This is a genomic window from Pseudomonas entomophila (assembly GCF_023277925.1).
Lineage (GTDB): Bacteria > Pseudomonadota > Gammaproteobacteria > Pseudomonadales > Pseudomonadaceae > Aquipseudomonas > Aquipseudomonas entomophila_D.
Genome location: NZ_CP063832.1, coordinates 4,369,947 through 4,395,801 on the forward strand (window position 1 = coordinate 4,369,947; position 25,855 = coordinate 4,395,801).

24 protein-coding genes are annotated in these 25,855 nt (G+C 60.7%); 8 read left to right on the forward strand and 16 right to left on the reverse strand.

The window, feature by feature from the left end:
- Position 1: 1 nt before the first annotated feature.
- The 14 genes from IM733_RS19395 to rpmH all read right to left on the reverse strand — a co-directional run bounded on the left by IM733_RS19395 (position 2) and on the right by rpmH (position 11,633).
- The gene (locus IM733_RS19395) at positions 2 to 538 is read right to left on the reverse strand and encodes a F0F1 ATP synthase subunit delta (RefSeq protein WP_011536504.1); all 537 of its coding nucleotides are present in this window, start codon (positions 536 to 538) and stop codon (positions 2 to 4) included.
- Between the two features lie 12 nt (positions 539 to 550).
- Positions 551 to 1,021, reverse strand: coding sequence for a F0F1 ATP synthase subunit B (locus IM733_RS19400; RefSeq protein WP_102683388.1), 471 nt, complete (start codon positions 1,019 to 1,021; stop codon positions 551 to 553).
- A gap of 57 nt (positions 1,022 to 1,078) precedes the next feature.
- Positions 1,079 to 1,336: a F0F1 ATP synthase subunit C gene (gene atpE / locus IM733_RS19405; RefSeq protein WP_003097235.1), complete on the reverse strand. Its 258-nt coding sequence runs from the start codon at positions 1,334 to 1,336 to the stop codon at positions 1,079 to 1,081.
- 143 nt (positions 1,337 to 1,479) lie between these two features.
- Positions 1,480 to 2,349 carry a F0F1 ATP synthase subunit A gene (gene atpB, locus IM733_RS19410; RefSeq protein WP_248918074.1) on the reverse strand — a complete coding sequence of 290 codons (870 nt, stop codon included), beginning with the start codon at positions 2,347 to 2,349 and terminating at the stop codon, positions 1,480 to 1,482.
- Between the two features lie 16 nt (positions 2,350 to 2,365).
- Positions 2,366 to 2,773, reverse strand: a complete 408-nt coding sequence (locus tag IM733_RS19415; protein WP_011536507.1) for a F0F1 ATP synthase subunit I — start codon at positions 2,771 to 2,773, stop codon at positions 2,366 to 2,368.
- 149 nt (positions 2,774 to 2,922) lie between these two features.
- Entirely contained in the window at positions 2,923 to 3,795 is an 873-nt protein-coding gene (locus IM733_RS19420; RefSeq protein ID WP_011536508.1) for a ParB/RepB/Spo0J family partition protein, read from the reverse strand.
- Positions 3,796 to 3,804: 9 nt separating this feature from the next.
- Positions 3,805 to 4,596 (reverse strand): ParA family protein, encoded by a 792-nt coding sequence (locus IM733_RS19425; protein WP_011536509.1) that lies wholly within the window; start codon positions 4,594 to 4,596, stop codon positions 3,805 to 3,807.
- A gap of 18 nt (positions 4,597 to 4,614) precedes the next feature.
- Positions 4,615 to 5,265, reverse strand: a complete 651-nt coding sequence (rsmG, locus tag IM733_RS19430; protein WP_248918075.1) for a 16S rRNA (guanine(527)-N(7))-methyltransferase RsmG — start codon at positions 5,263 to 5,265, stop codon at positions 4,615 to 4,617.
- Positions 5,262 to 7,154 (reverse strand): tRNA uridine-5-carboxymethylaminomethyl(34) synthesis enzyme MnmG, encoded by a 1,893-nt coding sequence (gene mnmG, locus IM733_RS19435; RefSeq protein WP_248918076.1) that lies wholly within the window; start codon positions 7,152 to 7,154, stop codon positions 5,262 to 5,264. The genes rsmG and mnmG overlap by 4 nt, the downstream gene beginning before the upstream one ends.
- Positions 7,155 to 7,699: 545 nt before the next feature.
- Complete coding sequence (gene mnmE / locus IM733_RS19440) at positions 7,700 to 9,070, reverse strand: tRNA uridine-5-carboxymethylaminomethyl(34) synthesis GTPase MnmE (protein ID WP_248918077.1); 1,371 nt, start codon at positions 9,068 to 9,070, stop codon at positions 7,700 to 7,702.
- An 87-nt stretch (positions 9,071 to 9,157) separates the two neighbouring features.
- Positions 9,158 to 10,843: a membrane protein insertase YidC gene (yidC, locus tag IM733_RS19445; RefSeq protein ID WP_248918078.1), complete on the reverse strand. Its 1,686-nt coding sequence runs from the start codon at positions 10,841 to 10,843 to the stop codon at positions 9,158 to 9,160.
- A 2-nt stretch (positions 10,844 to 10,845) separates the two neighbouring features.
- The gene (yidD, locus tag IM733_RS19450; RefSeq protein WP_084855254.1) at positions 10,846 to 11,091 is read right to left on the reverse strand and encodes a membrane protein insertion efficiency factor YidD; all 246 of its coding nucleotides are present in this window, start codon (positions 11,089 to 11,091) and stop codon (positions 10,846 to 10,848) included.
- Positions 11,084 to 11,485, reverse strand: coding sequence for a ribonuclease P protein component (rnpA, locus tag IM733_RS19455; protein WP_234560813.1), 402 nt, complete (start codon positions 11,483 to 11,485; stop codon positions 11,084 to 11,086). The genes yidD and rnpA overlap by 8 nt, the downstream gene beginning before the upstream one ends.
- A 13-nt stretch (positions 11,486 to 11,498) precedes the next feature.
- A complete protein-coding gene (gene rpmH / locus IM733_RS19460; protein ID WP_003253163.1) occupies positions 11,499 to 11,633 on the reverse strand; it encodes a 50S ribosomal protein L34 in 135 nt (44 codons plus the stop codon).
- Between the two features lie 582 nt (positions 11,634 to 12,215).
- Here rpmH and dnaA point away from each other — a divergent pair.
- From dnaA to gyrB, 4 genes are read left to right on the forward strand one after another with little or no spacing between them, the layout of a single operon-like run.
- The gene (gene dnaA, locus IM733_RS19465; RefSeq protein ID WP_248918079.1) at positions 12,216 to 13,742 is read left to right on the forward strand and encodes a chromosomal replication initiator protein DnaA; all 1,527 of its coding nucleotides are present in this window, start codon (positions 12,216 to 12,218) and stop codon (positions 13,740 to 13,742) included.
- Positions 13,743 to 13,782: 40 nt separating this feature from the next.
- Complete coding sequence (gene dnaN, locus IM733_RS19470; RefSeq protein WP_248918080.1) at positions 13,783 to 14,886, forward strand: DNA polymerase III subunit beta; 1,104 nt, start codon at positions 13,783 to 13,785, stop codon at positions 14,884 to 14,886.
- 15 nt (positions 14,887 to 14,901) lie between these two features.
- On the forward strand, positions 14,902 to 16,005 hold the full coding sequence (recF, locus tag IM733_RS19475) for a DNA replication/repair protein RecF (protein ID WP_248918081.1): 1,104 nt from the start codon (positions 14,902 to 14,904) through the stop codon (positions 16,003 to 16,005).
- 4 nt (positions 16,006 to 16,009) lie between these two features.
- Positions 16,010 to 18,430 carry a DNA topoisomerase (ATP-hydrolyzing) subunit B gene (gene gyrB, locus IM733_RS19480; RefSeq protein ID WP_248918082.1) on the forward strand — a complete coding sequence of 807 codons (2,421 nt, stop codon included), beginning with the start codon at positions 16,010 to 16,012 and terminating at the stop codon, positions 18,428 to 18,430.
- A gap of 73 nt (positions 18,431 to 18,503) precedes the next feature.
- On the opposite strand, the gene IM733_RS19485 is transcribed toward gyrB, so the two are convergent.
- Positions 18,504 to 19,805: a sigma-54 interaction domain-containing protein gene (locus tag IM733_RS19485; RefSeq protein WP_248918083.1), complete on the reverse strand. Its 1,302-nt coding sequence runs from the start codon at positions 19,803 to 19,805 to the stop codon at positions 18,504 to 18,506.
- 246 nt (positions 19,806 to 20,051) lie between these two features.
- Between IM733_RS19485 and IM733_RS19490 the strand changes: the two genes are divergently transcribed.
- Genes IM733_RS19490 through IM733_RS19500 form a run of 3 tightly spaced genes read left to right on the forward strand, consistent with a single transcriptional unit; the run spans position 20,052 to position 23,073 of the window.
- The gene (locus IM733_RS19490) at positions 20,052 to 20,936 is read left to right on the forward strand and encodes an MBL fold metallo-hydrolase (protein WP_248918084.1); all 885 of its coding nucleotides are present in this window, start codon (positions 20,052 to 20,054) and stop codon (positions 20,934 to 20,936) included.
- Positions 20,937 to 20,977: 41 nt separating this feature from the next.
- The gene (locus tag IM733_RS19495; protein ID WP_248918085.1) at positions 20,978 to 22,258 is read left to right on the forward strand and encodes an NAD(P)/FAD-dependent oxidoreductase; all 1,281 of its coding nucleotides are present in this window, start codon (positions 20,978 to 20,980) and stop codon (positions 22,256 to 22,258) included.
- Complete coding sequence (locus IM733_RS19500) at positions 22,255 to 23,073, forward strand: sulfite exporter TauE/SafE family protein (protein ID WP_248918086.1); 819 nt, start codon at positions 22,255 to 22,257, stop codon at positions 23,071 to 23,073. Before IM733_RS19495 ends, IM733_RS19500 begins: the two co-directional genes overlap by 4 nt.
- Here the strand turns inward: IM733_RS19500 and IM733_RS19505 are convergent.
- Positions 23,062 to 23,949 carry a LysR family transcriptional regulator gene (locus IM733_RS19505; protein ID WP_248921202.1) on the reverse strand — a complete coding sequence of 296 codons (888 nt, stop codon included), beginning with the start codon at positions 23,947 to 23,949 and terminating at the stop codon, positions 23,062 to 23,064. The genes IM733_RS19500 and IM733_RS19505 overlap by 12 nt on opposite strands.
- A 252-nt stretch (positions 23,950 to 24,201) precedes the next feature.
- Here IM733_RS19505 and IM733_RS19510 point away from each other — a divergent pair, with 252 nt between their 5' ends.
- A complete protein-coding gene (locus IM733_RS19510; protein ID WP_248918087.1) occupies positions 24,202 to 25,851 on the forward strand; it encodes a GMC family oxidoreductase in 1,650 nt (549 codons plus the stop codon).
- The last annotated feature ends 4 nt before the right edge of the window (positions 25,852 to 25,855 follow it).

Genomic DNA, 25,855 nt, shown 5'->3' on the forward strand with positions numbered 1-25,855 from the left:
CTCAAGATTTCAATGCTTCGGCCAGTTTCGCGATCTTGCCGCGAACCGAGCCATCGATTACCAGGTCGCCGGCGCGGATGACGACGCCGCCGATCAGGCTGGCATCCTCCGACGCGTGCAGGCGCACTTCCTGGCCTAACCGTGCACTGAGAACCTTGGCGAGTTTGTCTTGCTGTTCTTGGTTCAACGCAAAAGCACTGGTGACTTCCACGTCCACGGATTTCTCTTGCTCGGCCTTGTACAGGTCGAACAGAGCCGAAATCTCCGGCAGAAGCAGGAGACGGTCGTTTTCCGCGGCAACATGAATGAAATTCTGTGCCTGAGCGTCGAACTTGTCACCGCACACTTCAATGAATGCGGCGGCCTTTTCTGCGCTAGTCAGTTGCGGGGCCTTGAGCAGGCGCTGCATGGTGCCGTCTTCCGACACCGCAGCAGCCAGGCCGAGCATGGCTGACCAATTGGCCAGTTGCTGATGGGCCTGGGCGTGCTCGAAGGCCGCCTTAGCGTAAGGTCGGGCCAACGTGGTCAGTTCTGCCATGATCGCCCTCGCTTAAATTTCAGCGGCCAGTTTGTTAACCAGCTCCGCATGCGCGTTTTGATCGATTGTGGCGCCAAGGATCTTTTCAGCACCGCCAACGGCCAGGGCACCCACTTGGGCACGCAGGGCGTCTTTGACGCTGTTCAGTTCCTGTTCGATCTCGGCTTGAGCCTGAGCCTTCACACGGTCAGCTTCGACGCGAGCCTGTTCACGGGCTTCCTCGACAAGCTGAGCAGCGCGTTTCTTGCTTTGCTCAATGATTTCGGCTGCCTGTGCCTTCGCTTCACGCAGTTGCTGACCCACTTTCTCTTGGGCCAGCTCCAGGTCGCGAGCTGCGCGGTTGGCAGCGTCCAAGCCGTCGGCAATCTTCTTTTGGCGCTCTTGCAGGGCAGTGATGACCGGAGGCCATACGTACTTCATGCAGAAGAGTACAAAAATCAGAAAAGCAACGGATTGGCCAATCAGGGTTGCATTAATGTTCACGCCAACACCTCGCTCGGTCTTTGTCCATCACACCAATCAACTCGTAGGAACGAGTGATTAGCCGGCGATCTGACCAACGAAGGGGTTCGCGAAGGTGAAGAACAGAGCGATACCAACACCGATCATGGTGACGGCGTCGAGCAGACCGGCAACGATGAACATTTTGACCTGCAGCATCGGAACCATTTCTGGTTGACGAGCAGCGCCTTCCAGGAACTTGCCGCCCAGCAGGCCGAAACCAATGGCGGTACCCAGAGCACCCAGGCCGATCAGCAGAGCAACAGCGATAGCGGTCAGACCAACTACAGTTTCCATCTTTCCTCCCGACTTTTACGTCGTATTGGTTAGGTTTTTAGTTTGAAGCGGTAAAACAAATCGTTTGGTACAGCTGCCCTTGCGGACTTTTTAAGCCCTCCCCCCGAACAGGCGGGGAAGGCTATCAGACACGCCAGGCGGTCTTAATGGTTATCTTCGTGAGCCATCGACAGGTAAACGATGGTAAGCATCATGAAGATGAAGGCTTGCAGGGTGATGATCAGGATGTGGAACACGGCCCACGCCCACTGCAGCACCACACCCAGGCCGCTGAGCCAGAGGATGCCGGCGCCGAACATCACGGCGATCAGGATGAACACCAGCTCGCCGGCGTACATGTTGCCGAACAGACGCAGGGCCAGCGAGATCGGTTTGGCGATCAGAGTGACGAATTCAAGCAGGAAGTTCACCGGGATCAGCAGGATCTGAACGAAGATGTTCTTGCTGCCGAACGGATGAAGCGTGAGCTCGCCAAGGAAGCCGCCCAGGCCTTTGACCTTGATGCTGTAGAAGATGATCAGGGCGAAGACACTGAAGGCCATGGCCAGCGTGGCGTTCGGGTCGGTGGTCGACACGGCGCGGAACGGAATGTGCGGGTCACCGGAGATGAGAATCGCCAGCTGAGGAATCCAGTCAACCGGTACCAGGTCGATGGCGTTCATCAGGAAGACCCAGACGAAGATGGTCAGCGCCAGAGGGGCGATCACCGGGCTACGGCCGTGGAACGAATCCTTCACGCTGCCGTTGACGAAGTCCACCAGCACTTCCACGAAGTTCTGCAAGCCGCTCGGTTGGCCGGAAGTTGCCTTCTTGGCCGCCATGCGGAAGATGAACAGGAAGATCAGACCCAGCGCAACGGACCAGCCGAGGGTGTCCAGGTGGAACGCCCAGAAGCCCATTGCCTTGGCTTCCGCAGCCGAATGGGCGAAGCCCCAGCTGCCGTCTGGTAGTTGACCGTAGGTCAGGTTCTGCAAGTGGTGCTGGATATAGCCCGAAGCGGTTTCTGCTGCCATGGTTGCCTCAAACGCCCTAAGGTCTCGAAAGTCTTTTATTCATCAGCAGGGGCGCGAACCAACTGACCAAAAGGGTCAGCACGAAGACGCCGAATACTGCCAACGGCGCCAATGGCTTCACTCCTGCGAAGGTCAGTGCAAAAAGCACTGCCGTCAAAATCATCTTGCCTGCCTCGCCTGCGTAAAACGACTTGACGATGGCCTGCGCCGCCCGGGCTCCGCTGAAGCGAAAAGCCTTCCAGGCGAAATACACATTGGGCAGCCAGGCAATCAGCCCTCCGCAGAGACCTGAATATCCACTGACTACCCCTTTCCACTGCCACAACACCAACGTTGCCAGCAGCAGCACGACAAATTGAGCCAGCAGTACCGGAAAAACCGCCCAGCGATGGAAAGGCAAGCGGTTTGGCGTGCGGATTTCCATCACAACTGCTCCTCGAAAGTCGACCGCCTAGTCAGCAATGACTTGGCATAATTTGTGCCGACAAAATGCGCGCAGAGTATAGGGGTGGATTAACCCCTATTCAACTCTTCGGTAGTGATTTCCGACTGCGCGCTACAACGGGAATTGTTTCAGCGGATGTGTGCAAGCACGCCTTGCAACTCGTCAAGCGAGTTGTAGCGAATAACCAACTGGCCTTTGCCCTTGTTGCCATGGCGAATTTGCACCGCCGAGCCCAGGCGCTCTGCCAGACGCTGTTCGAGGCGCGCGATGTCCGGATCAGGTTTGCTCGCTTCGACCGGCTCAGGCTTGCCATTGAGCCACTGGCGCACCAGTGCCTCGGTTTGGCGCACGGTGAGGCCGCGTGCGACAACATGACGCGCCCCTTCCTCCTGGCGATCTTCCTCGAGGCCGAGCAAGGCGCGGGCGTGGCCCATCTCCAGATCACCGTGGGCAAGCATGGTCTTGATCGCCTCGGGCAGCGAGATCAGGCGCAGCAGGTTGGCCACGGTCACCCGCGATTTACCGACGGCATCGGCCACTTGCTGTTGCGTGAGTTCAAACTCCTGCTGCAGACGCTGCAGGGCGAGCGCCTCTTCCAGCGGGTTGAGGTCCTCGCGCTGGATGTTCTCGATCAGCGCCATGGCGATGGCGGCCTCGTCGGGCACTTCGCGGACCATGGCCGGGACGGTGTCCAGGCCGGCCTGCTGCGTGGCACGCCAGCGACGCTCACCGGCGATGATCTCGTAGCGGTTGTCGCCGATCGGGCGCACCACGATCGGTTGCATGACGCCATGGGTGCGGATCGAGTGCGCCAGTTCTTCCAGCGCCTCGGGATCCATGTCACGGCGCGGCTGGTACTTGCCGCGCTGGATCAGCTCGACCGGCAGCTGTTGCAGTTCTTTCTGGTCGATCTTGACAGCCTGCGCCTCGAGCGCGCTGACGGAAGGACCACTGAGCAGTGCATCCAACCCACGTCCGAGACCGCGTTTCTTGATGGCCATGCGGATTCCTTAAGTTGTTTGTGCAATGCGTGATGGACGGCGCTGGCGGCGGACCAGTTCCCCGGCCAGCGCCAGGTAGGCGAGCGCGCCACGGGATTGCTTGTCGTAGGCCAGGGCCGGCATGCCGAAGCTCGGGGCCTCGGCCAGGCGGATGTTGCGCGGGATCACGGTGTCGTACAGCTGATCGCCGAAGTGTTCCTTGAGCTGGGCCGAAACATCGTTGTTCAGGCTCAGGCGCGGGTCGTACATGGTCCGCAGCAGGCCTTCGATCTTCAGCTCCGGGTTCAACCGGGCGGCGATGCGCTTGATGTTATCCACAAGGTCGCTGAGACCTTCCAGCGCGTAGTACTCGCACTGCATGGGGATGATCACGCCGTCGGAGGCAACCAGGGCGTTGAGCGTCAGCATCGACAGCGACGGCGGGCAGTCGATGAGGATGTAGTCGTAATTCTCGCGGATAGGCGCCAGCGCGTTGCGCAGGCGGCTCTCCTTCATCTGCATTTCCAGCAGGACCACTTCCGCGGCGGTCAGGTCACGGTTGGCCGGCAACAGCTGGTAGCCGCCGTGCTCGGAATAGTGCATGGCCTGGGCCAGGTCGCATTCCCCGATGAGCAGGTCGTACACCGAGTGCTCGAGCTCGTGTTTATCCACACCGCTGCCCATGGTGGCGTTGCCCTGTGGATCGAGGTCGATCAGCAGCACGCGACGCTTGGTCGCGGCCAGCGATGCGGCGAGATTGATGCAGGTGGTGGTTTTGCCCACACCACCTTTCTGGTTCGCGATTGCGAATACCTTAGCCATTGTTGCGTGTGTTCCCAGTCATGCCTTGCGGCGCAGTATCAGCAGATGGCGCTGGCCCTGGCAACCTGGAACGGTCAGGGCCTGCTCGCTTTCCACTGTGAAGTCTGCGGGCAATGCTACCAGTTCATCGGCAGGATGCAGCCCCTTCATTGCAAGCCATTGCGTGCGGCTGTCACCCAGGTGGCGGGTCCAGTTGGTGAAATTCTCCATGCTGCTGAAGGCGCGGGAGATGATCCCGCAGAACGGCTGCTCGGGCTGGACCTCTTCCACCCGGCTGTGGATAACCGTGAGGTTGTCCAGTTTCAGTTCCATCTTCACTTGCGTCAGGAAGCGGGTCTTCTTGCCGTTGCTGTCGAGCACCGTCACTTGCTTGTGCGGGTGCAGGATGGCCAGCGGGATACCGGGCATGCCGCCGCCGCTGCCGACATCCAGCCAACGCTGGGTGTCGTTGTGGATAAACGGCATGACACTCAGGCTGTCGAGCAGGTGACGCGAGACCATCTCGTCCGGGTCACGCACCGCCGTCAGGTTGTAGGCCTTGTTCCATTTGATCAGCAGGGCCAGGTAACCCAGCAGCAGTTCGTGCTGCTGCGCACTCAACTCGACCGCGAGCTGGCGTGCACCTGTGGACAACTCTTCAGCGTGTTGTGGGGTGACCAGGGAACTCAAGCGCTTTGCTCCAATTCGCGGCCTGCGCCGCGTTTTTTCAAGTGAATCAGCAACAGGGAAATCGCCGCCGGGGTAACGCCCGGGATGCGTGAAGCCTGGCCCAGGGTTTGCGGACGGGTCTGCCCGAGCTTGCCCTGGATCTCCTTGGACAGGCCGGAAATCGTGGTGTAATCGATATCCACAGGCAGGTGCGTGTCTTCACTGGCGCGCAGACGGGCGATCTCTTCCTGCTGACGGTCGATGTAGCCGGCGTACTTGGTCTTGATCTCGACCTGCTCGGCGACCTGTGGATCGATGACCTCGCCCCCCGTGGCCTCGATCAGCCCAGCGTAGTCGACTTCTGGACGGGCAAGCAGGTTCAGCAGGCTGTATTCGTGAGCCAACGGGGTGCCGAACTTATCCACAATGGCCTGGCCTTGCGGCGTGCCTGGACGAACCCAGGTGCTCTTCAGCCGTTGCTCTTCACGTTCGATACCCTCGCGCTTGGCGCAGAAAGCCGCCCAGCGCGCGTCATCGATCAGACCCAGTTCGCGACCTTTCTCGGTCAGGCGCAGGTCGGCATTGTCCTCGCGCAGGATCAAACGGTATTCGGCGCGCGAAGTGAACATCCGATAGGGCTCTTGGGTGCCCAGGGTGATCAGGTCGTCGACCAGTACACCGATGTAGGCCTCGTCGCGGCGCGGGCACCAGCTTTCGCGGCCCTGCGCGCGCAGCGCGGCGTTGGTTCCGGCCAGCAGGCCCTGGGCGCCGGCCTCTTCGTAACCGGTGGTGCCGTTGATCTGGCCAGCGAAGAACAGGCCACCGATGACCTTGGTCTCGAGGCTGTACTTCAGGTCGCGTGGGTCGAAGTAGTCGTACTCGATGGCATAGCCCGGGCGCACGATGTGGGCGTTCTCCATGCCGCGGATCGAGCGGACGATCTCGAGCTGCACGTCGAACGGCAACGACGTGGAAATACCGTTGGGGTAGAGCTCATGGGTGGTCAGGCCTTCCGGTTCGATGAACACCTGGTGGCTTTCCTTGTCGGCGAAGCGGTGGATCTTATCCTCGATCGATGGGCAGTAGCGTGGGCCGATGCCTTCGATCACACCCGAGTACATCGGTGAACGGTCGAGGTTCGAGGCAATGATCTCGTGGGTGCGGGCGTTGGTGTGGGTGATCCAGCAGCTCACCTGGCGCGGGTGCATCTCGGCATTGCCCATGAACGACATCACCGGGATCGGTGTGTCGCCCGGTTGCTCGGTCATTACCGAGAAGTCCACCGAACGGCCATCGATACGCGGTGGTGTGCCGGTCTTCAGGCGGCCGACGCGCAGCGGCAGTTCACGCATGCGTTGAGCTAGGGCGTTGGCAGGTGGATCACCGGCGCGGCCACCGGAGTAGTTCTGTAGGCCGATGTGGATAAGTCCACCGAGGAAGGTGCCGCTGGTCAAGACTACTGAGTCGGCGAAGAAACGCAGGCCCATTTGCGTGACCACGCCTTTGACCTGGTCCTGCTCGACGATCAGGTCATCGCACGACTGCTGGAATATCCACAGGTTCGGCTGGTTTTCCAGGATCTCTCGCACCACCGCCTTGTAGATGGCGCGGTCGGCCTGCGCACGGGTGGCACGCACGGCCGGGCCCTTGCGGTTGTTCAGAACGCGGAACTGGATGCCGCTCTTGTCAGTGGCCAGCGCCATGGCGCCGCCGAGCGCATCGATCTCCTTGACCAGATGGCTCTTGCCGATGCCACCGATGGCCGGGTTGCAGCTCATGTGACCGAGGGTTTCCACGTTATGGGTCAGCAGCAGGGTCTTCACACCCATGCGTGCGGACGCAAGCGCAGCCTCGGTACCGGCATGGCCGCCGCCGATGACGATCACTTCAAAACGGGAAGGGAAATCCACCACGCACCTCGTGCCTGTTTTTGCGAATAGAGAAGGTAAGCGGACAAGTATAGGGACTTACCCCTGTTCAAAGAAACCGTATGAGCAAAATTTGACCAGTCTGTGGATGAGTGGCAGGCAAAAGTAAACAAAGAGGAAAAATTTATAAAAGCTTTGTTTTTATGTTTATGTTTAGGCACCTATCCACATGTGGATAAGTGGCTTAAGCCCATATACTGTGTGGCTTCGATGGAATCATAACCCTGTGTCGAAGTGGGGCTGGGGGTTCTGGATAACGGCGTGTAACCTGTGGATTAAAGTGGTGCTTACCCACAGGCAGGTTTGTCCTCAGAAAAAAAGACCAGTTATCAACGGAGCTGATGGCGAGTTTTCCACAGAGCTCCTGAGCAGCGGCTCGCATCTGTTGATGAAACGGATCCCTGTAGGAGCGGGTTCACCCGCGATCACCGGCATCGCCGGTGCCATGCAACGCACAGACCTGTAAATCACAGGCAAAAAAAAAGCCGCTCCAGACAGGAGCGGCCTTGGTATCGATAGGCTGTGGATTATTTTCCGATGCAGAAACTCGAGAAAATCCTGCCAAGCAGGTCATCCGAACTGAACGCCCCGGTAATTTCTCCCAACGCCTGCTGTGCCTGGCGCAGATCTTCCGCCAACAGTTCTCCCGCACCCGCCAGGGTCAGCTGTGCCCGACCATGCTCCAGGTGTTCGCTGGCCTGACGTAGCGCGTCCAGATGCCGTCGGCGGGCGCTGAAGCTGCTTTCCGCCGTCTGTTCATAGCCCATGCAAGCCTTGAGATGATCGCGCAGCAGGTCCAGGCCCATGTCGCTGTCGCGAGCACTCAAGGTGATAGTCACGTGGCCATCGTCACTCTGTTCCATGGCAACGCGTTCACCGCTCAAATCGGCCTTGTTACGGATGAGCGTGACCTTTGCCACGTCTGGGCGTTGATCGAGGAACTCCGGCCACAGTGCGAAGGGATCACTGGCTTCCGGTGCGGTCGAATCGACCACCAGCAGCACACGATCGGCCTCGCCGATGGCCTTGAGCGCCCTTTCCACCCCGATCTTTTCCACATGATCATCGGTATCGCGCAGGCCGGCGGTGTCGACCACATGCAGTGGCATGCCATCGATGTGGATATGTTCACGCAGGATATCCCGGGTGGTACCGGCGATATCGGTGACGATCGCCGCCTCGCGCCCGGCCAACTGGTTGAGCAGGCTGGATTTGCCGGCATTCGGACGGCCGGCGATGACCACGGTCATGCCATCGCGCAGCAGGGCACCCTGCCCGGCCTCACGCTGCACTGTGGACAACTCGCTACGCACGTCATCAAGCATACGCAGTACATGGCCGTCGGCGAGAAAGTCGATCTCTTCTTCGGGGAAGTCGATCGCCGCCTCGACGTAAATGCGCAAGGCAATCAACGCCTCGGTCAGCCCATGCACACGCTTGGAGAACGCCCCCTGCAGCGAACGCAGGGCGTTGCGGGCGGCCTGGGTGGAACTGGCTTCGATCAGGTCGGCGATGGCTTCGGCCTGGGCCAGATCGAGCTTGTCGTTGAGGAATGCACGTTCGCTGAACTCGCCAGGCCGTGCCAGACGGCAGCCCAACTGCAGGCAACGCTGCAGCAGCATGTCCATCACCACCGGGCCGCCATGGCCCTGCAATTCCAGCACATCTTCACCGGTGAACGAGTTTGGGCCGGGGAAGAACAAGGCGATGCCTTCATCCAGGACCAAGCCGTCGGCGTCGCGGAACGGGCCGTAGTGGGCGTGCCGCGGCGTCAGCGTGCGGCCAGTGAAGGCCATCCCGGCCTGGCAGGCCAGCGGCCCGGACAAGCGGACGATACCGACCCCGCCACGGCCCTGGGCGGTGGCGATGGCGGCAATGGTTTCACGCACAGTGTTCATGCTCGAAAGCCTCTACAACGAATTCGTCAGATAGCAAAAACGCCCCACTAGGGGGCGTTTTTATTCACAGGCAAACCGGGTTGCCCGTCAAGCGGCAGCTTTTTTGGTTGCCGCTTCGATGCTACGGGTGATGTACCACTGCTGTGCGATCGACAGGCAGTTGTTCACAACCCAGTACAGCACCAGGCCAGCCGGGAACCACAGGAAGAAGAAGGTGAAGATGATCGGCATCATTTTCATGACCTTCGCCTGCATCGGATCCGGCGGCGTCGGGTTCAAGCGCTGCTGGATGAACATGGTGGCGCCCATGATGATCGGCAGGATGAAGAACGGATCCTTGATCGACAGGTCGGTGATCCACAGCATCCATGGGGCCTGGCGCATCTCGACGCTTTCCAGCAGTACCCAGTACAGGGCCAGGAACACCGGCATCTGCACCAGGATCGGCAGGCAGCCGCCCAGCGGGTTGATCTTCTCTTTCTTGTACAGCTCCATCATCGCCTGGGACATCTTCTGGCGATCGTCACCGAAGCGTTCCTTGAGCTGGGCAAGCTTAGGCGCCACGGCACGCATGCGTGCCATCGAGCGGTAGCTGGCGGCCGACAGCGGGAAGAACAGACCCTTGATGAGCATGGTCAGAACGATGATCGACCAGCCCCAGTTGCCCAGCAGGCTGTGGATATGTTGCAGCAGCCAGAAGATCGGCTGGGCAATGAACCACAGGAAGCCATAGTCGACGGTCAGTTCCAGGCCTGGGGACAACTCCTTGAGCTTGGACTGGATCTTCGGGCCGGCGTACAGCATGGCGCTGGTTTCGACCTTGCCACCGGCAGGGACGTTAAGCGCAGGGCCGGTGTAGCCGATGATGTAGTTGCCCTGGCTGTCCTTGCGGGTCTGGACGGCGTTGTTGTCCGACTTGCTCGGGATCCAGGCGGTCACGAAGTAGTGCTGCAGCCAGGCGACCCAGCCACCGGCGACGTTTTCCTGCAGGCCGCCCTTGTCCATGTCCTTCATCGACACTTTCTTGTACGGCTCGGAAGCTGTCCACAGGGCGGCGCCCAGGTAAGTCGCGGTGCCGGTGGCGGTGCTCGACGATGGATCGGAGCTGGCGTCACGCTTGAGCTGGGCAAACATGTTGCCGCTCCAGGCCTGGGCGCTCTGGTTGTCGATCAGGTAGCTGACGGTCAGGTCGTACTCGCCGCGCTTCAAGCTGAAGCGTTTGATGTAGTTGACGCCGTTCTCGCTGAACTTCAGGTCGACTACCAGTTGGTCCTGGCCATCGGCCAGCTGGTAGCTCTTCTGTTCGGTAGCGTACAGCGGTCGGCCGCTGGCGCGGTCTGGGCCGTCGGTACCGATCAGGCCGCTCTGTGCCAGGTAGATACGCTCGCCGCCGTTGTCGAACAGCTGGAACGGAATCTCAGGGTGGTCCTGGCGACGCGGGAACTTGGGCAGGGTCAGCTGGACGATATCACCGCCAACCGGGTCGATAGCCAGGTTCAGGACATCGGTCTTGACCTGAATCAGGTCCTTGCTGACCGCAACTGGTGCCGGAGCCAGGCCGGTGGTGCCGTTTTGCGCATTGACGCTCGGCAAATCAGCGTTCGCGCCGTTGTTGCCGGCGGGCACGCTGTCCGGCAAGGACGCGTTGGCGGTGCTGGCAGCAGTATTCTGAGTCGGCAGGGCAGCCTGGCCGTAGTCCTGGTTCCACTTGAGGACCATGACATAGGACACGATTGCCAGGGCGACGATCAGGATCGTGCGTTTAATATCCATGATTACTCGGCTATCGAAGAAGTTCGGGAGGAAGGAGCAGGTGGAACGGGATCGAAACCGCCGTCGTTCCACGGATGACAACGCCCCAGGCGACGAACGGCCAGCCACCCACCACGCATGAGGCCATGGTTTTCGATGGCTTCATAGGCGTAACAGGAACAGCTGGGATAGAAACGACAGTGACTGGCCATCAGTGGACTGATGGCATAACGGTAGAACTGGATCGGAACGAGGGCCAGTTTACGCATCGTGACTGTCTACCCCTGCGGAATCGGCGACCGCTGGAGAGGGCCGACTGCGGACCAGTCGCTTCCAGAGCTTGCCAAAGTGTTGGTGCAATTCTGGGTTTTCCACTTCGCCCAACCCCTTGCGCGCGACGATCACGATATCCAGCCCTGCCAGCATTTGCTGGTTGAGGCGGAACGAATCACGCATCAGGCGTTTCAGGCGATTGCGTTGAACGGCGAGCTTGACGCTCTTCTTGCCGATCACCAGGCCGAGGCGTGGATGATCGAGACCGTTCTCGCGGGCAAGGATAAGCAGGTTTTTCCCTGGAACCTTGCCGGTTGGGGAGTCGAAGACCGCTTTGAAGTGCCGGGGTGTAAGCAGTCGCTTGTCCCGACTGAAGTCCTGACTCACCACCTGTGCCGAAAAATCAAATTGCCAGACGCTTACGGCCTTTGGCACGGCGACGCGACAGAACAGCACGGCCGTTCTTGGTAGCCATACGGGCACGGAAACCGTGGGTGCGGGCGCGCTTGATGGTGCTTGGTTGGAAAGTACGTTTCATGGCGTGTTACCTGGGTTGGTCGACAACGGGCCGGAAGGGCCCCCTTTTTAAGAGATCGGCGATTCTAGAGAAAGCAAGCCAATAGGTCAATTTCCAACCAACCTTTCCTTATGGAAGGTCATGACGGATCTGTTGCCGGGTTTTGCTTGATGGCATGGACAAGAGACACCAACATGAAAAAAAGAAAGAGGCATATAAAAAGCTTTTCTGAAGAACTTATAGAGCTTATGTGGACAACCTTCTGTGGATAACCATCTCAAGGCCCCAGATATCAGCCTGTACAGAGATTCACAACCTTGTCGGTAACAGGTGCTCTGCTTGTGTCGGTCATGGGCAAAACCTGTGCAGCAACAGCCAGTTTATCCACAGTCGATTTATCCACAGCGTTGAACTCAGGGTTGTGCATAGCCCTCAATGGCGTTTATCCACAGGGCTTATTCACAGTGCCAGGGTGCCATTTCTGTATTTTTTTGGCGTGTAAGCCCCTGTGTCTCGTGCCGCCACGTGTGGATAACTGCTCGCCCGCCCGGTACAATGGCGGTTTGTTTTTGCCTCATCCGGCTTTCAACTCAGGGGATATCCGTGTCAGTGGAACTTTGGCAGCAGTGCGTGGAGCTTCTGCGCGATGAACTGCCTGCCCAGCAATTCAACACCTGGATCCGTCCGCTACAGGTCGAAGCCGAAGGCGACGAGTTGCGCGTCTATGCGCCGAACCGCTTCGTGCTCGACTGGGTCAATGAAAAGTACCTGGGTCGTCTGCTCGAGCTGTTGGGCGAACACGGCAATGGCATCGCGCCCGCTCTGTCTCTATTAATAGGCAGCCGCCGCAGCTCGGCACCGCGCGCCGCCCCTAACGCGCCAGTCAGCGCAGCGGTAGCCGCGACCCTGGCGCAGCAGACACAACAGGCCGCGCAGATCGTGGTTCCAAGCGAACCCATCGTCGTGCCGGTGGCTGAGCCTGTGTTGAGCGAGGTGGAAGAGCCTTCCAGCCGGGACAGTTTCGACAGCATGAGCGATACGGGTTCGGCGCCTGTGGCCAGCGGCCGTACCGAGCAGCGCACCGTGCAGGTCGAAGGGGCGCTCAAGCACACCAGTTACCTGAACCGCACCTTTACCTTCGAAACCTTCGTGGAAGGTAAGTCGAACCAATTGGCGCGTGCTGCCGCCTGGCAGGTTGCCGACAACCCCAAGCACGGCTACAACCCGCTCTTCCTTTATGGCGGTGTCGGCCTGGGTAAGACGCACTTGATGCACGCTGTGGGTAACCACCTGCTCAAGAAGAACCCGAACGCAAAGGTGGTCTACCTGCATTCCGAGCGTTTCGTCGCCGACATGGTCAAGGCGCTGCAGCTCAATGCCATCAATGAGTTCAAACGCTTCTACCGCTCGGTCGACGCGCTGCTCATCGATGACATTCAGTTCTTCGCCCGCAAGGAGCGTTCTCAGGAGGAGTTTTTCCACACCTTCAACGCCCTGCTCGAAGGTGGCCAGCAGGTCATCCTTACCAGCGACCGCTACCCGAAGGAAATCGAAGGCCTCGAAGAGCGTCTGAAGTCGCGTTTCGGCTGGGGGCTGACGGTGGCCGTCGAGCCGCCGGAGCTGGAAACCCGCGTAGCGATCCTGATGAAGAAGGCAGACCAGGCCAAGGTCGAGTTGCCACACGATGCCGCGTTCTTCATCGCCCAGCGCATCCGCTCCAACGTGCGTGAACTCGAAGGTGCCCTGAAACGGGTAATTGCCCACTCGCACTTCATGGGCCGCGACATCACCATCGAGCTGATTCGCGAATCGCTCAAGGATCTGCTGGCGTTGCAGGACAAGCTGGTCAGTGTGGATAACATCCAGCGCACCGTGGCCGAGTATTACAAGATCAAGATTTCCGATCTGCTGTCCAAGCGTCGGTCGCGCTCCGTGGCGCGCCCGCGCCAGGTGGCGATGGCGTTGTCGAAAGAGCTGACCAATCACAGCCTGCCGGAGATCGGCGACATGTTCGGCGGCCGCGACCACACCACCGTTCTGCACGCCTGCCGCAAGATCAATGAACTGAAAGAATCCGACGCGGACATCCGCGAGGACTACAAGAACCTGCTGCGCACGCTGACGACCTGATGGCCGTTTGCGCAGTTAATTGAAGGCAAGGGACTAGACCATGCATTTCACCATTCAACGCGAAGCCCTGTTGAAACCCCTGCAACTGGTCGCCGGCGTCGTCGAGCGCCGCCAGACCTTGCCGGTCCTGTCCAACGTCCTGCTGGTCGTGCAAGGCCAGCAGCTGTCGTTGACCGGTACCGACCTGGAAGTCGAACTGGTTGGCCGCGTTCAACTGGAAGAGCCTGCGGAGCCGGGCGAAATCACCGTTCCAGCGCGCAAGCTGATGGACATCTGCAAGAGCCTGCCCAGTGATGTGCTGATCGATATCAAGGTCGATGAGCAGAAGCTGCTGGTCAAGGCAGGTCGCAGTCGTTTCACCCTGTCCACCCTGCCGGCCAATGACTTCCCGACCGTGGAAGAGGGGCCTGGCTCGCTGACCTGCCAGCTTGAGCAGAGCAAACTGCGCCGCCTGATCGAGCGCACCAGCTTCGCCATGGCCCAGCAAGACGTGCGCTACTACCTCAACGGCATGCTGCTGGAAGTATCCCCCGGCACCCTGCGTGCGGTGGCCACCGATGGCCACCGCTTGGCGTTGTGTGCCATGCAGGCACCGATCGATCAAGCTGATCGTCACCAGGTCATCGTGCCACGCAAGGGTATCCTCGAGCTGGCGCGCCTGCTTACCGATCCGGAAGGCACGGTCAGCATCGTCCTGGGCCAACACCACATCCGTGCGACTACCGGTGAGTTCACCTTCACCTCCAAGCTGGTCGATGGCAAGTTCCCGGACTACGAACGCGTACTGCCCAAGGGCGGTGACAAGCTGGTAATCGGCGATCGTCAGGCGCTGCGTGAAGCATTCAGCCGTACCGCGATCCTGTCCAACGAAAAATACCGCGGTATCCGTTTGCAACTGGCTGCTGGCCAGCTGAAGATCCAGGCCAACAACCCGGAGCAGGAAGAAGCGGAAGAAGAAATCAGCGTCGACTACAACGGCAGCTCGCTGGAGATCGGTTTCAACGTCAGCTACCTGCTGGACGTGCTGGGCGTCATGACCACCGAACAGGTTCGCCTGATTCTGTCGGACTCCAACAGCAGTGCCCTGCTGCAGGAAGCGGGCAATGATGACTCCTCCTACGTTGTCATGCCGATGCGTCTGTAACCCATAGCAGGCGACATGTCCCTTCGACGTCTTACGGTCACCGCGGTGCGCAACCTGCACCCGGTGACTCTCTCACCCTCCCCCCGCATCAACATCCTTTACGGCGCCAACGGCAGTGGCAAGACCAGTGTGCTCGAAGCCGTGCACCTGCTTGGCCTTGCTCGATCGTTTCGCAGCACCCGTTTGAACCCGGTCATCCAGTACGAGCAGCAAACCTGCACGGTGTTTGGCCAGGTCGACTTGGCTGAAGGTGGTACGAGCAATCTTGGGGTATCCCGGGAGCGTCAGGGGGAGTTCACTATCCGCATCGACGGGCAGAACGCGCGCAGCGCCGCGCAGCTGGCCGAAATGCTGCCTCTGCAGTTGATCAACCCGGACAGTTTCCGCCTGCTCGAGGGCGCCCCTAAAGTACGCCGACAGTTCCTCGATTGGGGCGTGTTCCACGTGGAACCACGTTTCATGGCGACTTGGCAGCGCCTGCAGAAGGCCCTGCGGCAGCGGAACTCATGGCTGCGGCATGGTACACTTGACGCCGTTTCGCAAGCCGCCTGGGATCGGGAGTTATGTCTCGCCAGTGCGGAGATAGATGAATACCGTCGCAATTACATCAAGGCCTTGAAGCCTGTCTTCGAGCGAACCCTGAGCGAACTGGTCGAACTGGACGGGCTGACCCTGAGCTACTACCGAGGTTGGGACAAGGACCGGGAACTCAACGAAGTCCTCGCGACCTCTCTCCTCCGTGACCAGCAAATGGGGCATACCCAAGCCGGGCCTCAGCGTGCTGATCTGCGCCTTCGATTGGGTGCGAACAACGCGGCTGACATTCTCTCGCGGGGTCAGCAGAAGCTGGTGGTTTGCGCCCTGCGGATTGCCCAAGGGCACCTGGTCAGCCAGGTTCGCCGCGGTCAGTGTATTTATCTGGTGGATGACTTGCCGTCCGAGTTGGACGAACAGCATCGCCGCGCCCTGTGCCGCTTGCTTGAAGAATTGAACTGCCAGGTGTTCATCACCTGCGTAGACCACGAATTTCTGAGGGAAGGCTGGCAGACGGAAACGCCAGTCGCTTTGTTCCACGTGGAACAGGGCCGTATCACCCAGACCCACGACCATCGGGAGTGAAGGCATGAGCGAAAATCAAACGTACGACTCCTCCAGCATCAAGGTGCTGAAAGGGCTGGATGCCGTACGCAAGCGTCCCGGCATGTACATTGGCGACACCGATGACGGCAGCGGCCTGCACCACATGGTGTTCGAGGTGGTCGACAACTCGATCGACGAAGCCCTGGCCGGGCACTGCGATGACATTACCGTCATCATTCACACCGACGAATCCATCAGCGTCCGTGACAACGGCCGTGGTATTCCAGTCGACGTGCATAAAGAAGAAGGCGTTTCCGCGGCCGAGGTCATCATGACCGTGCTGCACGCCGGCGGTAAGTTCGACGACAACTCCTACAAGGTCTCCGGCGGCCTGCACGGTGTAGGTGTTTCGGTGGTGAACGCCCTGTCCGAGAAGCTGGTGCTTACTGTGCGCCGGAGCGGCAAGATCTGGGAGCAGACATACGTTCATGGTGTTCCACAGGCACCAATGGCCGTGGTCGGTGAAAGTGAAACCACCGGTACCCACATCCACTTCAAGCCTTCGGCTGAAACCTTCAAGAACATCCACTTCAGCTGGGACATCCTCGCCAAGCGCATTCGTGAGCTGTCGTTCCTGAACTCCGGTGTCGGCATCCTGCTGAAGGATGAGCGCAGCGGCAAGGAAGAGTTCTTCAAGTACGAAGGTGGTCTGCGTGCTTTCGTTGAATACCTGAACACCAACAAGACCCCGGTCAATTCCCAGGTCTTCCACTTCAACGTCCAGCGTGACGATGGTGTGGGTGTCGAAGTCGCCCTGCAATGGAACGACAGCTTCAACGAAAACCTGTTGTGCTTCACCAACAACATTCCCCAGCGCGACGGTGGTACTCACCTCGTTGGCTTCCGTTCCTCGCTCACCCGTAGCCTGAACAGCTATATCGAGCAGGAAGGTCTGGCGAAGAAGAACAAGGTTGCCACCACGGGTGACGACGCGCGTGAAGGCTTGACCGCGATCATCTCGGTCAAGGTACCGGACCCCAAGTTCAGCTCGCAGACCAAGGACAAGCTGGTCTCCTCGGAGGTGAAGACCGCCGTGGAGCAGGAGATGAACAAGTACTTCGCCGACTTCCTGTTGGAGAATCCCAACGAAGCCAAGGCCGTGGTCGGCAAGATGATCGACGCCGCCCGTGCCCGTGAAGCGGCGCGCAAAGCGCGTGAGATGACCCGCCGTAAAGGTGCCCTGGACATCGCTGGCCTGCCGGGCAAACTGGCTGACTGCCAGGAGAAGGACCCTGCCCTTTCCGAACTGTACCTGGTGGAGGGTGACTCCGCGGGTGGTTCGGCCAAGCAAGGTCGTAACCGCCGCACCCAGGCGATCCTGCCGCTGAAGGGCAAGATCCTCAACGTCGAGAAGGCACGCTTCGACAAGATGATCTCTTCGCAGGAGGTCGGTACGCTGATCACCGCGCTGGGCTGTGGCATCGGCCGCGAAGAGTACAACATCGACAAGCTGCGTTATCACAACATCATCATCATGACCGATGCTGACGTCGACGGTTCGCACATCCGTACCCTGCTGCTGACCTTCTTCTTCCGTCAGCTGCCGGAGCTGGTCGAGCGTGGCTACATCTATATCGCCCAGCCGCCGCTGTACAAGGTGAAGAAGGGTAAGCAGGAGCAGTACATCAAGGACGACGAGGCCATGGAAGAATACATGACCCAGTCGGCCCTGGAGGATGCCAGCCTGCACCTGGACGAGTCGGCGCCAGCCGTTTCGGGCGTGCAGCTCGAGGTGTTGGTGAACGAGTTCCGTGCCGTGATGAAGACACTGAAGCGTTTGTCGCGCCTGTACCCGGAAGAGCTCACCGAGCACTTCATATACCTGCCGGAAGTTACCCTGGAACAGCTGGCCAACCATACCGTCATGCAGGATTGGCTGAGCAAGTTCCAGGAGCGCCTGAATAACAGCCAGAAGTCCGGCCTCAGCTATGTGGCCAGCCTGCGCGAAGACAAGGAGCGCAACATCTGGCTGCCTGAAGTGGAGATCACCTCCCACGGCCTGGCCAGCTACGTCACCTTCAACCGCGAGTTCTTCGGCAGCAACGACTACCGCTCGGTGGTCAACCTGGGCGCCAAGCTCGGCACGTTGCTCGGCGAAGGTGCCTACGTGCAGCGGGGCGAGCGTCGCAAGGCGGTCACCGAGTTCAAGGAAGGCCTGGACTGGTTGATGAACGAGAGCACCAAGCGTCACACTATCCAGCGATACAAAGGGCTGGGTGAGATGAACCCGGACCAGCTGTGGGAAACCACCATGGACCCGACTGTGCGCCGCATGCTCAAGGTGACCATCGAGGACGCGATCGCCGCCGACCAGTTGTTCAACACTCTGATGGGCGATGCGGTTGAGCCACGCCGCGACTTCATCGAGAGCAACGCGCTGTCGGTGTCCAACCTGGACTTCTGATTAGCGGGCAGTATAAAAAAGCCAATCCCCAGGGATTGGCTTTTTTTTGCCTGCGCGAATGTTCCACGTGGAACTATGAAATTCCCAGCGCCTTCAGCCGACGGTACAACGTGCGCTCGCTCATCCCTAGATGATCGGCCAACTCGCTACGGGAGCCATTGAAGGTTTCCAAGGCATGGGCCAGATCGGCCATCTCGTTCTTACCCCGCCCTCGTGGACCTACCGGCTTTGCTGTCGGGTACATGTCCTCTGGAAGATGCTCAGGACGGATCAACCCGTCATCCGCGAACAACCGCGCGCGCTCCAGGATATTCCTGAGTTCGCGGATGTTGCCTGGGAAGGTGTGCAGGTTTAGTCGCTCGAGCGCCTCAGGCGCAACCTTTGGCGACTGCTTGCCGGCCATTCGTTGCAGCAGACTTTCACAGAGCAATGGCAAATCTTCGACCCGTTCGCGCAGGGATGGCAAGCGGATCGGGAACCCGCTGATACGGTAATAGAGGTCTTCGCGAAAGCTCCCTTCTGCGGCCATCTCTTTCAGTGGCTTGTGCGTAGCCGAGACCAGGCGAAAGTCCGAATGGACCGTGCGTGTGCTGCCCACCGGGCGAAAGCTGCCGGATTCGATCAGGCGCAGTAGCTTCACCTGCATGGCCAGTGGCACTTCACCAATCTCGTCGAGGAACAGGGTTCCGCCATGGGCTGCTTCGGCCAGGCCGATCTTGCGTTGGGTCGCACCGGTGAAAGCGCCCTTCTCATAGCCGAACAACTCACTTTCGAACAATGACTCGGTCAACCCGGTGCAGTCCACCACCACCAAGGGACCATTGGCGCGTGGGCTGCCCAGGTGCAAGGCTCGGGCGAACAGTTCCTTGCCGGTACCGGACTCGCCCTGAAGCAATACTGGGATCTGAGCAGGTGCCGCGCGCTGCAAGCTGGCCACGGCGGTCTTGAAGGCTGGTGCTCGGCCAACCAACCCCTGCTGTTGAGGTTGAGCCGACGCCAGGGTAACGCTGGCCAGACGCTCCACGAACGCTACCACCCTGCCCTCGTCGTCGAGGATTGGGCGCAGCTCCACATCGACATGTTCTGGGCCGCGGGGGGTGTGATGGATGTGCAACACGCGCTCGGGCACCTTGCTATCCAGCGATTTACGCAGCGGGCAGTGTTCACCGGCCTGATCGCAGGGCACGGCATAGTGGTGCGAGACCCGATGACATTTTTCGCCGATCGGCGCGTGCTCCTGGTTGCCGAACTGACGACGGTAGGCAGCATTGGCGGCCAGGATGTTGTAGTCGGTGTCCAGCACGATGCTGGGGAGCACATCGTGTTCGAGGTAGGACACCAGCGCGAAGATCGCGGGATGGGAGGCAGCTAGCATGACAGCACCAGATGAAGGACCTGGCGAGGGTAGCAAGGACTGCCAAACACTGCCATTGGCTGACAGTCGACTGCCAGGAACTGTCACCTTTGGCTGTCAGGCAGCGGGCTGCTGGGCAACTGATCGCGGCATAAAGGCCGCGCCTACAGGGGCAAGCGTCCATCAGAAAGGCTGGCATGCATCTTGATAAAGCCCTCACCACTGCCTATGCCTTCAAGGAGGCCCGGTGGATAACTGGAGAGTGCAATGATCATCGGCAACAACCTTCACGTCGAAGCGTTCTTCGACAAAACGACCTGGACCATCAGCTACCTGGTCATGGATGGCGAGACGCGCCAATGCGCACTGATCGACAGCGTGCTGGACTATGACCCCAAATCCGGGCGCACCCGCACCGATTCCGCAGACAAGCTGATTGCCCGCGTCGAAGCGCTGGGTGCCAAAGTGCAGTGGATCCTCGATACCCACGTTCATGCCGACCACCTGTCCGCTGCCGCATACTTGAAGCAGACGCTTGGCGGCAGCATCGCCATCGGCGCGCAGATCACCCAGGTGCAGAAAGTTTTCGGGAGCTTGTTCAATGCTGAACCTGGTTTCGCCAGGGACGGCAGCCAGTTCGACGTCTTGTTCGAAGATGAAGAGGGTTTTCGCATTGGCAACTTGCATGCGCGTGCCCTGCACACGCCGGGTCACACGCCGGCTTGCATGAGCTACATGGTCGAGGACGCGGGCGAGCTCGCCGTGTTCGTCGGCGACACCTTGTTCACCCCTGACTACGGCACCGCCCGTTGCGACTTCCCGGGCGCCAGCGCGAGAACCCTTTACCAGTCGATCCGCCGCCTGCTCGCCTTCCCCGACCAGACCCGTTTGTTCATGTGTCACGACTACCTGCCCGGTGGCCGCGAGCTGCGCTATGTCACCACTGTGGCCGAACAGCGCGCCGACAACATTCATATACATGAAGGTGTCAGCGAAGACAGCTTCGTCAAGATGCGCGAGGACCGCGACAAGACCCTCGACATGCCCGTGCTGATCCTGCCCTCGGTGCAGATCAACATGCGCAGCGGGCAATTCCCCGAACCTGAAGCGAACGGCGTGAGCTACCTGAAGATCCCGCTGAACAAGCTGTAAGCCACGCCGCACCCATAACGAAGAGTCAAAGGAACACCGCCATGCCTGCCTTGCTGTCCCCTGCCGATACCTCCCGTACCGACCACCACAAGGTGGTGATCGTCGGCGCTGGTGCCGCCGGCGTCGCCACTGCCTCCAGCTTGATTGCCCGTGACCCATCGCTGGATATCGCCCTGATCGATCCCGCCGACGTCCATTACTACCAGCCGGGCTGGACCATGGTCGGCGCGGGGGTGTTCAAGGCGCCGAGCACCGCCCACACCATGGCCGCGACCCTGCCCCGAGGTGCACGCTGGATCAAGGCGCGGGTCGAAGGTTTCGATCCCCATGGGCAGTTGGTCATCCTCGATGATGGCCGTGCGGTCAGTTACGAACAGCTGGTGGTCTGCCCTGGTTTGAAACTCGACTGGCATGCGATCGAAGGCTTGAGTGAAACCTTGGGTCGTAACGGGGTCACCTCCAACTACCGCTACGACCTGGCACCCTACACCTGGCAACTGGTGCAGAACCTGAAGCAGGGGCGCGCCCTCTTCACCCAACCACCGATGCCGATCAAGTGCGCGGGAGCACCGCAAAAAGCGCTGTACCTCTCCTGCGACCATTGGTTGCGCAATGGCCACCTTGGCAATGTCAGGGCCAGTTTCTTCAATGCCGGTGCCGTGCTGTTCGGGGTAGCTGATTACGTCCCGGCCTTGATGAGCTACATCGACAAGTACGCGGTCGACCTCAATTTCCAACATCGCCTGGTGGCGGTGGACGGTCCGAACAAATGCGCCACCTTCATGCGTACCCTCCCCGATGGCAGCACCGAGACGCGCGTCGAGGCGTTCGACATGCTGCATGTCGTACCGCCGCAAGTGGCCCCGGACTTCATCCGCCAGAGCCCGCTGGCCGACGCGGCTGGATGGGTGGACGTCGATCCACATACGTTGCGCCACCGCCAGTTCGGCAATGTCCATGCCTTGGGTGACGTGGCTAACACCACCAACGCCAAGACCGCCGCTGCCGCGCGCAAGCAGGCGCCGGTAGTGGCCAACAATGTGCTGGTGGCGCTCGGCCGCTTGTCGACCCTGGCGCAGTACGACGGCTACGGCTCGTGCCCGCTGACGGTGGAGCGCGGCAAGATCGTCCTCGCCGAGTTCACCTACGGTGGCAAGGTGGCGCCGAGCTTCCCGCGCTGGCTGCTCGATGGACGCAAGCCGACCCGCCTTGCCTGGTTGCTCAAGGCCCGGATCCTGCCACCGCTGTACTGGAAGGCGATGCTCAAGGGGCGTGAATGGTTGGCACGGCCGCAACCTCTGGTAGTCGAGGCGCAGCAGTGATCGAGCACCAATTGCTGGGGGCTGGGCTTGGCGCGATCATTGGTGCGGTGCTGGCATTGACCGGCGCTGGCGGGGGCATCCTCGCGGTGCCGTTGCTGGTCTTCGGGCTTGGGCTGAGCATGGTCGAGGCGGCGCCGATCGGTTTGCTGGCCGTGGGGTTGGCTGCGGCGGTCGGTGGTGTGTTGGGTTTGCGCCAGGGCCTGGTGCGCTACCGTGCGGCATTGTTCATTGCCGTGATCGGTATCGCCTGTGCGCCCTTTGGCCTGATGCTCGCGCACCGCTTGCCCAACGCACCACTGGCGCTGGTGTTCGCCGGGGTACTGGTTTACGCCTGCCTGCGCATCTGGCGAAAAGCCGCCCGCGAGTTGCGCGGTGAATCGCCCTGCGGTGATCGGCAGATCATGCCCTGCGTGCTTAACCCGCTGCAGGGGCGGCTGCGCTGGACCCTGCCCTGTGCCCGGGCTTTGGCGTTCACGGGTATGTTGTCGGGGCTGCTGTCCGGCCTGTTGGGCGTCGGTGGCGGCTTCGTGATCATTCCGGCGCTGAACCGCTACACCAACCTGAACATGAAGAGCATCGTCGCCACCTCGCTGGCGGTGATCGCCCTGGTGTCCACCGGCAGTGTGGTCAGCGCCAGCGTGGCGGGCGTGATGCATTGGCGGGTCGGAGCACCGTTTGCCGTGGGGGCGGTACTGGGTTTGCTGCTGGCACGGCCATTGGCGAGCAAGCTGGCCGGCCCGCGCCTGCAACAGCTGTTCGCCATGGTGGGGTGTGGCGCCGCGGTGCTGCTGGCCGGCAAGGCGCTACTCGGCTAGCAGTTCCTCTTGCTCGGCGGCGCACAGCGCCAGCAGGTAGTCCCACACCACCCGCAGGCGCACCGACTTGTGCAGTTCGCGGCGGGTGCAGATCCAGTAGCTGCGCTGGATGGTCTCGCTGGGCAGCACGCGCACCAGCTTCGGGTCGTGGCGGGCCATGTAATTCGGCAGCACGGCGATACCTAGCCCAGCCTGGGCGGCTTGCTGCTGAGCGATCACGCTGGTGCTGCGAAACACCACGTTGGGGGCCCTGCAGAAGCTGTTGAGCAACAGCAGCTCCTGGCTGAACAGCAGGTCGTCGACGTAACCGATCCAGCTGTGCCGGGCCAGGTCTTCACGGCTGTGCAGCGGTGGAGCACGGTCCAGGTAGTCCTGGCTGGCATAGAGGGCCAGGCGGTAGTCGGTGAGCTTGCGGGTGATCAGCAGGTCGGCGTTGGGGCGTTCCAGGTGGATGCTGATCTCGGCTTCGCGGTTGAGGATGCTGACGAAGCGCGGCACGGCCACCAATTCCACCTCGAGCCCCGGGTAGCGCTGGAACAACGCTTTCATGCGCGGGGTGAAGAACATGATGCCGATGCCTTCGGTCACCCCCAGGCGGATCTTGCCCAGCGGCGTGATCGCCTGGGTGATCTCTTCCTGTGCCAGCAAGGCGACGTTCTCCATCGCTTCGGCGTGCTTGAGCAGGGCCTGGCCGGAGGGGGTGAGTTCGTAGCCCTGGGCATGCTGGACGAACAGTGCGGTGCCCAGGTGCTTTTCGATGCTTTCGATGTGCCGGGCCACGGTGCTGTGGGTGGTGTTGAGACGCTTGGCGGCACTGAGCAGGCGGCCGCTGCGCTGCAACTCGAGGAAAAACCGCAGATCGTTCCAGTCGAACATGCTGATCCCTTGGCTGTTCATGGGTGCCGATTCACTGTAGGAGCGGCTTTAGCCGCGATCATCCGCGAAGCGGATGCCAGGCGCCGTGGAGGCTGCATCGCGGCTGAAGCCGCTCCTGCAGGACTTGCGCCGATCATGGGTACGGTGCTGTGCTAAAACGCACAACGGCTGCGCGAAATCTCGTGTTTCCTCGGCGAAATTAATCAATAAGATGGAGCGGGACAAGAATAATAATCAGGCGCGAGGTTGCACATGCCATCAGCCGATTCTGTCTACGACTACGTGGTCGTGGGTGCCGGGCCCGCCGGTTGCCTGCTGGCCAATCGTTTGTCCGCCGACCCATCGTGCCGCGTATTGCTGCTCGAGGCGGGTGGCCGCGACAACTATCCCTGGATACACATCCCTGTCGGTTACCTCTACTGCATCGGCAATCCGCGCACCGACTGGTGTTTCAAGACCGAGGCCCAACCCGGCCTGAACGGTCGCAGCCTGGGTTATCCACGGGGCAAGGTGCTGGGCGGCTGTTCATCGATCAACGGCATGATCTACATGCGCGGCCAGGCCGCCGACTACGACCGCTGGGCCGAGCAAGGCAACGACGGCTGGGCGTGGAAGGATGTGCTGCCGTTGTTCAAGGCCAGCGAGAACCACTTCGCCGGCGCCAGCGACAGCCACGGCGCCGAGGGGGAATGGCGGGTCGAACAGCAGCGCTACAGCTGGCCGATCCTCGATGCTTTCCGCGACGCTGCCGAACAGAGCGGCATCGCCAAGGTCGCCGACTTCAATACCGGCGATAACGCCGGTTGTGGATACTTTCAGGTCAACCAGCGCAGCGGTGTGCGCTGGAACTCGGCCAAGGCGTTTCTCAGACCTGCCCTCAAACGGCCGAACCTCACAGTCTTGACCGGTGTACAGGTCGACCAGGTACTGCTCGACAACACTCGGGCCCGGGCGGTCAAAGCGCAGTGGCAGGGCGCATGGCATGAGTTCGCCGCCCGTCGCGAGATCATCCTGTGTGCCGGAGCCGTGGGCTCCCCAGGCATTCTCCAGCGCTCCGGCATCGGCCCGCGCAAACTGCTCGAAGGCCTAGGCATCGGTGTGCGTCATGACATGCCGGGCGTCGGCGGCAACCTGCAGGACCATCTGCAATTACGCCTGATCTACCAGGTTCACAACACCCGAACCCTCAACCAGATGGCCAACAGCCTGTGGGGCAAGCTGGGGATGGGTCTTCGCTACGCCTATGACCGCAGTGGCCCATTGGCCATGGCGCCTAGCCAGTTGGGTGCCTTTGCGCGATCAAGCCCCGAGCAGGCGACGGCCAACCTGCAATATCACGTGCAGCCGTTGTCGCTGGACCGCTTCGGCGAACCGCTGCACCCGTTCCCGGCCTTCACCGCCTCGGTGTGCAACCTGCGCCCGGCCAGCCGTGGTCGAATCGATATCCGTTCGGCGGACATGAACGCCGCGCCGCTGATCGACCCCAATTACCTCAGCGCACCCGAGGACCTGCGCGTCGCCGCCGATGCCATTCGCCTCACCCGGCGTATCGTTCAGGCCCCTGCCCTCGCCGCCTTCGCTCCACGCGAATACCTGCCCGGCCCGGCCCTGCAGGACGAAGAGGATCTGCACCAGGCCGCTGGCCAGATCGGCACCACCATCTTCCACCCGGTGGGCACCTGCCGCATGGGCAATGGTGCACTCGATGTCGTGGATAACCAGCTGCGCGTGCATGGCATCCCAGGCCTGCGCGTGGCCGATGCCTCGATCATGCCGCAGATCGTCTCCGGCAACACCTGCTCACCCACGTTGATGATTGCCGAAAAAGCGGCACAACTGATTCTCAAGGGGGCCAATACCCAGACCAACCTCAGCGACGCCAGCGCGATACCGACGCCCTGACCCG